This window comes from Marinobacter sp. bablab_jr003 (assembly GCF_016464245.1).
Lineage (GTDB): Bacteria > Pseudomonadota > Gammaproteobacteria > Pseudomonadales > Oleiphilaceae > Marinobacter > Marinobacter vinifirmus.
The window spans coordinates 221,581-235,271 of sequence record NZ_JADARC010000037.1 but is presented as its reverse complement, the minus strand read 5'-3'; the positions used below and the strand labels follow the sequence as shown (position 1 = coordinate 235,271).

Annotated in this window: 8 protein-coding genes; 3 read left to right on the top strand and 5 right to left on the bottom strand. The window is 57.6% G+C overall.

The window, feature by feature from the left end; translation table 11 throughout:
- Nucleotides 1-123: 123 nt before the first annotated feature.
- Nucleotides 124-741, top strand: coding sequence for a hypothetical protein (locus H3Z84_RS03980; RefSeq protein ID WP_199456427.1), 618 nt, complete (start codon nucleotides 124-126; stop codon nucleotides 739-741).
- Here the strand turns inward: H3Z84_RS03980 and H3Z84_RS03975 are convergent.
- Nucleotides 698-1,165, bottom strand: coding sequence for a GGDEF domain-containing protein (locus H3Z84_RS03975; RefSeq protein ID WP_199456424.1), 468 nt, complete (start codon nucleotides 1,163-1,165; stop codon nucleotides 698-700). The two genes, H3Z84_RS03980 and H3Z84_RS03975, sit on opposite strands and share 44 nt — an antisense overlap.
- A 238-nt stretch (nucleotides 1,166-1,403) precedes the next feature.
- Between H3Z84_RS03975 and H3Z84_RS03970 the strand changes: the two genes are divergently transcribed.
- Both H3Z84_RS03970 and H3Z84_RS03965 read left to right on the top strand, forming a co-directional pair.
- A complete protein-coding gene (locus H3Z84_RS03970) occupies nucleotides 1,404-2,498 on the top strand; it encodes an OmpA family protein (RefSeq protein WP_199456423.1) in 1,095 nt (364 codons plus the stop codon).
- Between the two features lie 38 nt (nucleotides 2,499-2,536).
- Nucleotides 2,537-3,952 carry a thrombospondin type 3 repeat-containing protein gene (locus tag H3Z84_RS03965; protein ID WP_199456421.1) on the top strand — a complete coding sequence of 472 codons (1,416 nt, stop codon included), beginning with the start codon at nucleotides 2,537-2,539 and terminating at the stop codon, nucleotides 3,950-3,952.
- 501 nt (nucleotides 3,953-4,453) lie between these two features.
- Here H3Z84_RS03965 and H3Z84_RS03960 read toward each other — a convergent pair.
- The 4 genes from H3Z84_RS03960 to H3Z84_RS03945 form a co-directional block, all read right to left on the bottom strand.
- On the bottom strand, nucleotides 4,454-5,530 hold the full coding sequence (locus tag H3Z84_RS03960; protein ID WP_199456419.1) for a hypothetical protein: 1,077 nt from the start codon (nucleotides 5,528-5,530) through the stop codon (nucleotides 4,454-4,456).
- Between the two features lie 381 nt (nucleotides 5,531-5,911).
- On the bottom strand, nucleotides 5,912-8,011 hold the full coding sequence (locus H3Z84_RS03955; RefSeq protein WP_228285692.1) for a CocE/NonD family hydrolase: 2,100 nt from the start codon (nucleotides 8,009-8,011) through the stop codon (nucleotides 5,912-5,914).
- 80 nt (nucleotides 8,012-8,091) lie between these two features.
- Nucleotides 8,092-11,091 (bottom strand): parallel beta-helix domain-containing protein, encoded by a 3,000-nt coding sequence (locus H3Z84_RS03950; RefSeq protein WP_199456417.1) that lies wholly within the window; start codon nucleotides 11,089-11,091, stop codon nucleotides 8,092-8,094.
- A 16-nt stretch (nucleotides 11,092-11,107) separates the two neighbouring features.
- Nucleotides 11,108-13,603, bottom strand: coding sequence for a hypothetical protein (locus tag H3Z84_RS03945; RefSeq protein ID WP_323126947.1), 2,496 nt, complete (start codon nucleotides 13,601-13,603; stop codon nucleotides 11,108-11,110).
- Between the last annotated feature and the right edge of the window lie 88 nt (nucleotides 13,604-13,691).

Below are 13,691 nucleotides of genomic sequence, written 5' to 3'. Positions count from 1 at the left end.
TGTATGGTATAGGGTATGTTTTTCCGAAAATGTGTACGATGTTAACATAACCAATTATTGAGTCTGGCAATATTGCCGTAGCGCCGCATGGGGCGCACTGAACTGTCACAAGGATTCACTAACGTGTCTGTTATCGGGGCCAAAACGTTCTTCTTTTTTGAGGGTGATTCCCAGCCCGACACACATATTATTTGCAGGCCAGACTACTTCCAGCAAGACGGCTTCCGGCTGCCGGCCAGTGGCGTTACCCTGCTGTACGGCCACAAAGGCCCTGGCAGCCTGATTGGCGCTGCGGTCCGCCAGAGTGCCAGCTCTGGTGCCGGAGTCTGCTTTGCCGACGTTAAAATCGATATCGGCGAGTGGGATGCCAATAAACAGAAGCTGGATAACTTTGACCACTGCCGGTTCCTCAACCTGCCCCAGCGGGCTAACCGGGAAGTGCTGGATGATATAAACCAGCACTGGAATCGCTGGCTGGATGAAGAAGGCGCCCCCAACGAAGACTTCCCCCGCAAATCCTCCAACCGGATGGACCTGCTGGACAAGCTGGTTGCCCTGCCGCCCTACAACGAACTGAATGCCATCGCCTACGATGTGCAAACCCGCTTTGGTGCTGCGAAGTTCCTCACTGTGTTCAATATGGACGCCATTCGTACCGACGAAACCACCGTGATTCCGCCTGGCACAAAAGTCAGCTTCAAGGCGCCGGCAACCGAACATCAAGACGCAGCCTCCCTGTAACCTGAGCCGGTGTGCGCCACCACCCGGTTGCGCCCGGCTTCCTTGGCGGCGTACAAGGCTTCAGGTCGATATCAAACATTGCCAGCGCAAGCGGCGTTTTGTAACGCTGGGCATGGGCAATGGCCTGGCGCATGGCCTCTTCTGTCTTCCCCCGGCTGTACAGGCCGGTGAGATGATCAAACAGGGCCTGCCGCTCCAGGTTTTGCACCCGCGCCTGCACTTCCCTCGCGGCGTGATGGCGCTCCAGCGTGGCAGAAGAAGTCACGTTGATGGCAAGGCGCCGGGTACGCCCCACATCATCCACCAGTTCAACCTGGTCGATAAAGCTTACTGATTCGCGGTGGTGGAGGCCCAGTCTTTCGCCAAGAAGCCGATTGAACCTATGCCGGTAGCGGGTTACTTCCCGGTACTGAAAAATAACCAATAAAAACAATCCAGCAATAACCAACCATGAAATGATCATGCTAGCGTTTATTGTGTGCAGGCTACTGTTCATAGCGCCCTCCCTGGCCACCAGATCAATTCCGGGCGCTACCGGATGCCCCTGGTGGCGGACAATCGCCGGGCAACGCCGAAAAATAATATCGAATATACGGTGCTATACTTAGCATCACAAATCGAAAACGACAAGCAACGTCAGTAAACAACAAGGAGTTTCAGCTATGCCAACCTTGAGGACTGCAGTGATTGCCGCAGTGTTAACCCTGCCCTCGCTGGCTCTGGCCTCTCAGGACTTTCCCGTGAAATACAGCAGCCTGGGGCTTGAAGCCAGCTATGTAGATTCAGGGAACTCCGAGAACAAATCCGGCGCAGTGGATGATTTGTCCAACTACTGGGAGTTTGGCGTTAACTTCACCCATCAGTTCAATCCGAATGTCAGCCTTCTGCTTCAGGGTAGCTACGCCGAAACCGACACCCGTAACTTTAACCACGATGCAGACATACTTCGGGGCACCATTGGTGGCCGCCTGCACCCGGCCAGCTACCGGCTGTTCGGCTGGAGACCTTTTGCCGGTGCAGGATACAGCCATGCCGATATCGAACTGAAATCCTACGGTTCCAAGGGTGAGGATATGCTGTACGGCGAGGGCGGCCTGCAGAAAATGATTGCACCCAGATTCCTGGCCGAGGCCGGTGTACGCGGGCGTGTCGAGGTAGAAGATGAGTACTTCGACGCCCAGGTATTCGCCGGTATTCACTATGTGTTCGGCCGCGAATACCCGCCGTCCCCGGTTAGCCGGCGGCCGCTGGATTTCTCAAAGATGGCCGTAGCCCCTGCCGATTCTGATGGCGATGGCGTACCCGACAACCGTGATAAATGCCCGGATACCCCGCAAGGAGCCCTGGTGGATGACAACGGCTGCGCCAAGGAGCTGACCCGGGAAATTAAAGAAACCCTGTACGTAGAGTTCGAGCACGACAAAACGGAAGTGCGCCAGTCGTTCTACCCGGAACTGGAAAACCTGGCTACCGTACTGAAGCAGTACCCCACGTCCCGCATTCTGCTGGAAGGCCACACCGACAGCACCGGCCCGTCTACCTACAACCAGAAATTGTCCAAGAGCCGTGCTGACGCGGTGATGAAGGTACTGATCGACCACTTCGGTATCAACGCCGACCGCATCCGCACCACGGGTATGGGCGAGTCCCAGCCGATTGCCACCAACGAAACCGACGCAGGCCGCGCCCAGAACCGGCGGGTGGAGGCGATTGTGTCTGGAGAGCACACGGAGATCATCAAGAAGTCCGAACAATAACCGCAGAACACGTTGGCTTGTGAAGAAGGATTTTGACTATGAATAACGTAGCAAGAAACCTGGTTTTAATATTGCTGATGGCCCTGTTTCTGGCGGGGTGCCGGAGTGAGAGCAGTGATGAGCGCATTAAACCGGAAGTGAGTGGGTTGGGGTTTGATCCGTTTGATCTGAAACCTACGGACAAAGATGCAGACGGTGATGGCATTCCGGACTCCAAGGATGCCTGTAAATATGTACCAGGTAACGATGAGTCCCTTTGCGATGAAACGGTTGATACCGATGGCGACGGTTATCCGGACCGGTATCCGGCTATCGAGCCCTATATATTCAAAGGCATGGTCAACAAACCCTGGGACAACTGCCCCACAATTGCCAATGAAGACCAGGCGGACCTTGATGGTGACGGCGTGGGCGATGCCTGTGACCCGGATATCGACGGCGATGGAACCGTAAACGAGCAGGACATCTGCCCGACAGACCCCGATGACAACTGCGATCCTGACACCGGCTTCCCGGAGTTTGATCCTTCCAACCTGACCCCGACGGAAGACGATCTCGACGGTGATGGAGTAAACAATACCGAAGATCCATGTCCTCGCGTACCCGGCTTTGATGAAACCCTCTGTGACGAGACAGCTGACCCGGACCAGGACGGAATTCCTACCGTGTACCCTTCGACAGAACCCTATGTGTCTGAAGGATTATCCGGCGAAGCCTGGGACAACTGCCCCAATACCCCCAACCCGGGACAGGAGGACTTTAACGATAACGGCGTGGGTGATGCCTGCGAAGACAGCGATAACGATGGGGTTTCGGATATCAGTGATCCCTGCCCTGACGATGCAACTGATGCGTGCACCACGCCTGTACCGGAAGATGAGGTTTTTGCCTGTAGTGGGGATTTCTCACCTCTTCTGGCAGGCGATTCTCAAGCACCCGTACTGACTTACATCCTCACTGAAAACTGCCTTCTTAACGAGCTGCTTTGTGGCGTGGATAATCCTGATTACGCGATCAGCGGATCTGAAAACAGTGCCGCGGAAATCTACAACACTAATTTGTTGGGCTTCTCCTCAGTCACACTTGGTATAGAGGTTAAACCTGATTCTAGTTTTGTTTACCCAGGCTCTAACAAAATCGGAATCTTGTTCACTGATGTGCCACAACTTCTTGAAGTCGGCCTGTTCAACAATGGTGGGATTCAGGTACGCACTTTGCGTAATGGTGAAGTACAACAAGACAGTGGTGGAGAACTGGGCGCCGCGTTGGACCTTCTGGGGCTATCGCAATTCATTGGACTTGACGAACCACAGTACCTGGTTTTCGAGACAACCATGGATTTTGACGCGATTGAAATCTATAGCGGTGGACCCAAGTTTGTGGCAATTCTGGAGAGGTTTGAGGTTGCGCAAGTTTGTGCCTCCAAAACAGCACTCCCGGTTGATCCAATCTGAGTAGTTACCAAAACGGGGTCAGACCCCCGATACATTTCACCACTCGAAATGTACCGGGGGTCTGACCCGCCTCCCTTAGATCCGCTCAACTCTGATTGTGAAATCCTCAGAAATTGCACGGTTGGCGTTGATGTTCCTATCCCTGATACCAATAGCCTCCACATGCAGATAAAGGCGATTGGGATGAGTGTCGTTTATCAACTCGACCTGATGCGAGCACTGGTTTTCACTGGACTGTGCACTCGAAGCCGTATCGAACGGCGTTCTACCTACTTGGTCCTCCGGCAAGGGCTCGCGGATATCCCAATCCCACTGATAGCCCCTGACGACCACCGGTGCAACGCTGGTGCCACAGGTGTAGCCGCCAATGGTGAAACGATAGCGGCCGGGGCCCGCAATCAGCTGGTAGTAGCTGTCGGTATTTCTGAAGGTACCCCACTCAATTCCGACCAGCCCGGCGTTATCGCCAACAACCAGCGGGTACGGATCTTTCTTGATGCCCTAGCTGAGCTGGAACATTCTCACACTGGTGACGGTTTTGTTGGTGGTGCTGCTCAGGCCCAGGTTGTAGCGTCGATCCCCCTCGATGGGCTGAATCATAAACTCCAGAAAATCGCTCACGCTGCCTGACACACTGCGGATAGAGTTATCTCCCAGAGCCCGGCCAAACCTGGCTGTTGCGCCCGAACCGTTATCATTGAAATACATGAGGAAGCCGTAAGAGCCGGAATACGGCACACTTACCGGAATATCCCTGGGTTCCGGGCTGATCGGAATATTAGTGAGGTCGCCCCAGGGGCACAGCACTCCGGCATAGACACAAATGGTTCCTGCCACCCGGTTAGCGCCACTTTCGGTAGCCTGGAATACCCGGCCAAATTCCTGTTGCAGCGCCTTCCGGGCCTGCTCTATCAACGCTGCTTCATTGTTCTGGGCTTCATTGAACATTTTCATCAGGGCTTGCTTACCCGGGCCCTCAGGCCACTCATCCGCCCAGCCGGCATCGGTAACCGCAAAATCTTCTGCCAGCGCATCAACGTCTGCCTGCGTCAGGCCTGATTTCGCCATAGCGGCCGAATACAACAGCAGCATGTAGCTGTCGCGATCCGTTGCAGGATCGATGCTGTCGAGCAGGTTCAGGTTCTCCGGAGGCGTCATAAGGCCAAACCAGGTCATGATGTGGTCATTCGCCCAACCACGCAGTTCCTCGTAGGTATAACCTTCAGGCAACCAATATTCCATGTAACGGGCGATCAGGTGGGTGAACAGGTTTACGTTTCCTACCAGGGTTTCGTCAGATACATACATGACTGCCCGCAAGCGGAAGGGCTCGGGGGTATAGGCACCGCTGTACTCATTAAAGTAATGACCATTTACCGTCACCATGGCCAGCCCCTGCCAGCCAATTCCTTCGAACCGGATTTTTCCGTCCGCGTCCGTCTGGGTAGACCAGGTTTGCCCGGTCAAACTGCCCTGGCTATCAAGCTCCTGCACTGTAACCGTCGCACCGGTTTGATAAGGGCCCTTCTGGGCATACCCCTCCCCCGCTACCGGCACCAATGGATCAGCGGACTGCATCGGTGGATCAGTTTCTGGGTCGGTTTCGGAGGGGGTTGGAGATTGGGGCTGTGTGGTAGGCGTGGGAGAAGCAACATCATCAGCTCCTGAGGAAGAGCTGTCACTGTTGCAACCGGCCAGTGCCAGTGCAACCACCAAAGCAAACAGATAGTTAAACACTATGTTTTTCATGACACGTTCCTCTGTGCACAAGTTCAGACCTGCCATCCCCCAGACAAGCCCGACCCACTGCGCAATAGAGTTGTGCCTGATGCGAGTTCACAACTGGCTTCAGCTTAGGTATGGCAGCCAACCGCCAAATTGTCCACTTTTTGTACAGCCGGGTCAGACCCCCGGTACATTTCGCCATTCGAAATGTACCGGGGGTCTGACCCGCCGTTGTTACCAGGGCTGTTGGTTGAAGTTTTCGGGAGTGCCGTAGTAAGGATCGGCAGTGCGCTGGCTCAGGAGTTCAGACTCCAGCACGGGTAGCCGGATTTCACCGGAAACGGTGTAGGCGTTGACGATTACTGAACTCAGCAGGCCTTGCAAGGGATCCAGCAATCCTTGAACGGTACTGCCTGGCAGGCCGCTACCGGGGCTGAAGCCGTTGAGCAGCAGTTCGGTAACCTGGCCAACGGTGGCAGTGCTCATGAAGTTCATGTTTTCCTGGGATTTGAACGCCATTACACCGACTTTGTCGCCGGGGCGAAGGGCTTCGCCCACGGCCACCAGTTCGTGGTTCGGATAGTCGCCGGGGATGAAGCCGGTGAGCATGTCATCTACCAGCAGGGTCTGTCCGTCCCGGACTACACAAACGCCCATATAGGCCACGCCCAGTCCGCCAACCAGGTCTCCGTTTACCTTGAAGTCACGCAGCCTCGGGATACCCGCCAGTACTTTGCGCTCGCCGGCTGGTACATCGTATATGGTCTGGCACTCCTGAGCGCCTCTCAGGGCCCCGATGTCCATGTGGAATGAACGCCAGGTCTGGTCCAGGCCCATGGCCTGGTCTGCCTCAAAATTCAGGCCTGGCACTTCGTCGGCAATCAGGGCTTTTTCGTTGTCGAGGGTAATACACACGCCGGGAATCTGCTCCAGCAGGCTTTCATCAGCCCCGCGCAGTTTCACGTCAAACCAGATGCGGATGGCCTTGAACATATCCACACCGCCACAGGAAGTGGTGCCATCTACCTGGTTGGCCAGCGGGTTCATGTGGCCGGACTGGTTGGAGAGCAGGCGCACATCGCCACCGGCGATTTTCAGGTAGTGGTAGTTGTTGATCGCCTCCTGTAACGGGAAGAGCACATCGCGGTTACCCTGAATCAACAGCGTATCGATCGGGCGCAGTTGGAACGGGGCATCCCCTTCACGGAACGGCTGCTGGGCCACTTCCAGGGACTTCAGGTAGTGCAGGCCGTTCTGGCTCATGAACTTGAGGATTTCGCCGGTCGGATCTACCGCATCGCGGGTGCGGATGAACGGGAAGAACATGCCCGTGCAGGCTTCATCCAGCAGCGGGCTGCGGGATTTTCCGGTCGACAACAGGCACAGCAGGTTGCCCCAGCCGCCTTTGACGGCGCCGTTCGGCATAATGGCTTGCTCCAGGGCGTGCCAGGTGCCTACCGGAACAATGGTGTCTACCCGCTCATCCAGCGCGGCCAGTGTTAACTGAAAGCCACCGCCGTATGAGCCACCAAACAGGCCCAGCGGGAAGTCTCCGGTCTCATCCACGGCTACCGGCAGGCGACCATCACTCGCCCTTTGGGCAACCCAGTCGATCACCGCCTGGGCATCACGGGTTTCGTGGTAAGGGTTCATCACCATCACCTGCCCTTCGGAATCGCCGAAGCCCCGCTGGGAGAAGCTCACCACGATGTAACCGCTGTTGTGGAGGTCTGCCAGCACATCATCCAGCTGGCCAAACATCGATAGCAGGCCACCGCCCTCGTTGACCGGGCAGTTATAGGGTTTCAGGTGCTCTTCACAATAAGGCTGCTCTGGCAGGCCAGTAAGTTTACTGCTGGCCCATCCGTGGCTGTGCAGGATAACCGGCAGTTTTTCCCCTTCACGATGCTCTGGAATGAATACCTGGGCATCAAGCCAGGTGGTGGGACTGTCCCGGTAATAGCTTGCGGCTTTCACGTCATCACAGGACGGGCCGGAAGCCAGGGGCCGGCCTTCCGGCGCGCATGAGGGCGGGGCATCGGAAATGATCGGCTGAACGTTGGGGAAAGGATCTCTATTTTCAGTGCGGGTGTCTGTAGCGTAGGCCACCGCTGGTACTACCGGGCCAAACTCGACTTCCGGCGAGGTGTCGCCTGAGCCATTGCCGGCACCGGAATTATTCCCCGGCTGCGCCGATCCAGGTTTCGGGTTTGCAGACGCCTGAACTGACGGCTCAGTAACCGGGTCCGAGCCGGAGTCACCGCCACAAGCCACCAGAGTCAGCGCCACCAGCGGCGCCAGGGCACCCCGTAACGTATTTCTGTTAATCATCATGCTTTCACCTTTTCTAAACGGGGTCAGCCCCCCGATACATTTCACCATTCGAAATGTACCGGGGGTCTGACCCGCCGTTGTTATTGGTTAAGGGACTGGAAGATGCCGGTGCCGCTGCAGGCTTCGCCGTTTTCGTAGTCGGAGTTGACGACGTTGGCGATCCAGCTGTTGAGGAGTTCGACGGCTTCGGTGTGGCTTACGCTCTTGGCGATGGGCGGCATTTTGCGCTGCGGGTCGTCGGCGTTTTCCACACGGCAGGAGACGATGGACTGGTCCGGGCTGCCGGGCACCACCACGTGCTGTCGGCCGCAGGATCCGCCGCCGGTGGCGGTGGGTTTCTTGCAGATACCATAACCGGCGTCGATCTTGCGGTAGTGGTCCAGGTAGTAGCCGGTGTTGGAGGCCGCGCCCTTGTCGTTGTGACAATGCTGGCAGTTCACTTCCAGGTAGGCCCGCAGGCGGGTTTCCACGTCGGCATCAGAGCCGGCGGTGGCACCGCTGTCGCCCGGTACGTTCCAGTGAGGCAGGCGCTCGATGTTGGTGGCAATGCCGCGGCCATCAATCTGCAAGGCCGGCACGTTGGCCAGGATGCCTTGATCCTGCCAGTACTTGAGCTGGTTCACCTGCGGGAAACCGCCCTGCCCTTCGGTGCCCATGAAGCGGGACTCCGGAACGTAGGCACGGTTCAGGTTGCGGGGTTTCGGGCCGATGGGCGCGGCGCCCGCTTCAAGGTCGTCATTGGAATGGCAGGTGATGCACTGGTTCTGGTTGGGAATGGCGTAGCTGTCGGTGGAGCCGGCCAGCAACTTGCCTGTGTGCTGGTCTTCATAGTGCCAGCTTACGCTGCGGGTTTCGCCGCCCGGCACCAGTTTGGCCACTTTCTTGCCGCTGTCGTCAGTGCCCCAGCTGTAGGTGGGGCCGCTCCAGACTGCCTTGCCACTCTGGGAGGTGCGCTTGATCAGCAAGCGGGTTTCCACCAATTCTTCGGTGCCTTTGCTTTCATCCGTGAAGGCGAAGGTTTTGGCGATGACGGTGCCATTCGGGAAGTGAATGGTGCCGTTCAGGTTGCCGCCGTTCTGGCCATCCATATACACCGCCTTGGTGCCGGGTGGGATGAACGCAACCCGGTACTTGGTGGCATAGTCAGAGAACAGCTTGGAGTTGAGCACGAACGGCACGCCGCCTTCATGGGGCATGCTGCGCGGGTCTTGCGCGTTGGCGAACAGGTTGTACTGGTCCAGGCGCGGACAGTCGACGACCAGGGCCTCACGGTTTATTTCACCCGGTTTCACCGGCGCTTCACACAGCTGGTTGATGTATTCCTGGGTAGGAGCCGGGTCTACTGAACCGCTGCGTTCGAACGGTGGAATGGTTACCCGGGGCAGGCTGGCCAGGGTACGACCGAAACGGGCATTGCAGTCGTGGTCTTCCAGGTTCGAGTCGGCGAAGAAGTCCAGTGGCTCGGTCAGGGTGCGGGTAAGGCCATCCCAGGTCAGCAGGCCACTGAGATCCCCTTCGGTCAGGTCCAGCAACAGGTTCAGGCCGGCCATACCGTGGAAATTGATGTAATCCTGGCTGTCTGACGACATCTCGTTGTTGTAGATGCACGAACCCCACTCCGGCAGCTTGCGCTCGCCCTGTGCGTTGAACTTGTAGGCGTTGTAATGGCACGCCGGGTTCGGGTGCTCGTTGGTGTGGATGGGCTTGCCGTTCTCATCTTTCGGCACCGGCTGGCCACTGGCATCCACCGGGTACGGGCACTCGGCATCGTAGTCATCCAGCAGCCCATCCCACACAATGTGGGCACCCTTACCCGGGTTATGGATGTTCTTGATGCCAATCAGCGTGGGCAGCAGGGTTTCCACCTCGCCTTCACCGATCACTTTCTCCAGGTTCGGAGCCGGCAAATCGAAGCCGGAGTTCTTCATTACGTTGTTGTAGATGTGCAGGCCTTCGGTGTAAGGGTCCAGCTTTTTGTCCGAGGTTTTGCCCTTGCCATCAATCAGCTCGTAGCTGGTGTAGATCACCGCTGCAGTGCTGTTGTCTTCGAAGACGTTGTCGTACACCTCGATGTTGTCATACCCGAGGGTGATAAACCCGGTACCCCGGGGCACGGCAGACACCAGGCCACTGTGGGCGAAATTGTAGGTATTGTTGTTGCGGGAGACGTTGTTCAGCATCACCGAGGTGTCACCGTACTGGGTGATGTTTTCCAGGTCGTAGATCAGGAAGCCGCCGGTGTTACATTCCGCCAGGTTGTTGTCGTACTCGCCGCCCTGGACGTTTTCGATCTCAAAGCCCATCACGTTATAGGCCGCGCGGCTGTTCCTGATGATGGCGGTGTTGGTCTGGCCCACGTAGATGCCGGCGTCTGAGGCACCGATAGATTCGGAGTTATCCACCAGGATGTTCTCGGATTCCACCGGGTAGATGCCGTAACGGCCGCTGTCAGAACTGGGCACGTAATCCGGTGCCGGGTCGCCTTCGTTGAACGGCGGGGTGGTGCATGCCACGTGCAGGCGGGAGGCGTAGTTTTCCCGGGTAATCGGCTCACCACCACCGGACCAGATGGCACGCACGTTCAGCAAAGTACCCCACTTCACACCCTTGAGCTTGAAAGCATCGCCTGGTGAGTCGAGGATGGTGAGATCCTTCACGGTGATACCACGAACGTTCAGGGCTTCCAGGCCGGTTACGTTGTCGCTGTCGCGAAAGTTGAGGACGGTTTCATCTTTGCCACAACCACGGATCTCTACATCTTCAGTGGCCTGGATCAACAGGCCGTGGTACAGGTCGAAGTAACCACAACCGAATTCCAGTGCATCCCCCGGACGCAGCTGGATCATCGCGGCCACCATGTCTTCGGTGGCCCGTTCACCGGGCTCCACCTTGAACACCCGGCCTTCACTGAACCTGGCGACGGTTTCTTCCTGCTCCGGTTGGTTATCGCTCTCTGCTGCAGGGCTGCCGGAGGAGCCTCCCGAGCCGCCAAAGCAGCCGCTCAGGGAAAGCAAAGCGCTGATGCCCAGCACCGTGGCGCCGGTGCGCCAGGGTAAGTGAGTTCTTGTTGTGAGTTTCATAGCAGTCGCGTCCTTTTTAAAGGGGGGCGTTTTCGATGCGTTCCCACATCCGGAGGTAGGCCTCGGCGGAGGTGAAGAGCTGGTTGACGGCTTCGTCGACCTGTTCTTTCGGGCGATCGGTGTTGAGGATCATGTCGGCGATCTGGTCCGGGTAGAGGCCGTAATGGGCCACGCCGCGGCCGTCGTACAGGCCGAATTCACGGTCGCCGGTTTTCTGTTTGTGGAAGACCACCCGGCCATCAACCGATTCAAACGGGTACAGGCGGGCGTCGTCTTCCGGGGTACCGGGGTTGCTCGCCAGTTGGGCGATACCGTTGACGTCCGAGGCGAAGCCGGCGCCACCGAAGGGGCCAACCTTGAGGTTTTCAGTGCGGGGGCGATTGCCGTCGCGCAGCAGTTTGTCGACCCAGTTCTCACGGGTGCCACCAAAGGAAGCGGTAATGCCACCCTGGCTGGCAATGCGGTCGCGCAGGGCTTCGGTGCCGCCCCAGCTGCCGTGGCTGTTAATCACCGGGTAACCGAGCTTTTCAGTGATGTCGAGAATACGGGCAGCGGCCTTGCGGCTGATGTGGTCGGTTTCGATCATCATCTTGCGGCGAATCAGCTCCTGGACCAGGAAGTCGCCCAGATCCGTCAGGCCACGGCGGTTACACAGGTGTTCAGTGCCCTGGCGCGGGTCCAGCGCTTGCAACTGTTCCGGGGTTTCCGGGAAGCGGTCGCCGATGTAGTCCATCTGGAACAGCAGCTGGTCGATGATGCCGAAGGGCTGCATGGCAGCATTCTGGTCTGTTTCATCGCCAACAAATTCAGTGCCTTCGGGGCATTCCTCGAATTCGATGGTGTGGCCGGTTTCCAGCAGGTTGCCGGCATAGAGCACCGGGCCAATGCCGACACCGGAGGTGAGATCCGGCAAGTGGCCGCCAAAGGCGTTATCGAACTTGTGAACCGGGAAAATGTTGCGCACACCCAGTTGGTACAGCTTGTCCAGCCGCTCCACGATGTCTTGCCGGGTACATTCGGCCACATCCAGGAATTCGCCGCACTTAAGCACCTTGGACATTTCAATGCCCAGTACCACCGCCAGCTTGCCATCGTCGATGACGTCCCGGGCTTCGCCGGAACTGGTGACAATCTGGAACCAGCCTTCGCCGGGGCCGCCATGCTGGGCATCAATGTAGTCCTGCATTTCATACATGCGCCGGATCTGCAGCAGGATGGACTCCATCGGGTCGCAGTCGTTCTGTTTCTGGGGATTGATGCGGCACAGGATCTCGTTGTGCACCAGGTGGTTCACCAGGATTTTCATACCGGAATAGTGGGCCCGCTCAAGCCAGCGGTAGTAGCTCTGGTGGTGTTGCAGGGAGTTGTACCGGGGCCAGTCGTTAAAGCTTGGCCAGCCTTGGGTATCGTGGGGGCCTGTGCCGCTGGTGACCAGTTCCAGGAAGCCGGTGGTGCCCCAGGGGCCGTGGGCAACTTCGCAGTCTTCCAGCGCATGGGTTACGCCGAATTTGTGGAAGGGAGCGCCGTAGTTGATGCGCCCGCCAATGAACTCGTAGGCGGAAATATGGGAATGGGTATCCACGTAGCCGTAGATATCGTCGTTATCGATGCCCTGGATGCCTTTGAAGCGATCTACTTCTTTCAGGTAGATGGCCGGGCCACGGTGGTCGGCCACCTCCAGGTTCAGGCCGGCCTCCGGGTATTCGGTGCAGCCTTCGGCTTCAGTGAAGGTAAAGGTATTGGCGGCATTGCGCAGGGACGGCGACGAGAGTGTTAATCCCTCTTCCGAGGTGCCTAACAAAAGACCGGTGACCGCCGAGGTCATGGTGTACTGGTCTGCACCTTCATGCTTGTTCAGTTTCCAGACCGCCAGGTCACTGGGCCGGTCGACGGCGGCCAGTCGGGGCAGCAGGTCCACATTACCCAGTTGCCCGCCGGCAAAATCCAGGCTTTCACCCAGCTCCCTCAGAATGCCGCCCAATGGCAGCACCGGATCCAGCACCAGATTGACGGTATCTCCCAACCCGGACACCAGGTAACTGAGTTCACCAATGAAGTGCCCGCCGGCATCCAGGAACTCACCGCCCGGATCGCTGATGCCCAGCAGTTCAAACTGGCCAATCTGGCTGTCTTCCCGGGAGAAACCGGACATCATCAGGTAAGAGCCCAGCTCGGTGGGCCGCATGGTGAAGCGGGCGGCCTTTCCGGCATCCGGAGTTACGCTGTACTGGCCATCAGCTACCTCGGATACATACAAACCATCCGCCTGCAGGCTGTAGCAACCGTTGGCAAACTGGTAGCGGGTGTCTTTCCAGGCGTAGGCACGGGCCTCAGGCTGCGAACCGGCCCCGGCCTGGGGCGGATTCTTGTCGGCAGGCTGTTGTGCCGCGGCTTCGCTCTCATCAGCAACCGCATCGGAGCCTCCATCGCCCCCTCCACAACCGGACAAAGCCAGAACCAAACCGGCTAACGCAAAACATGCCAGACCACGCGGGCGGAATTCAGCAGCCACAGCAGACCTCCTGTTCGGGGTAATCCCCGTTTTTGTTTTTGATTGTGATCTGTATCGTACTGCAGTACGTATACTTACTGCTTCATCA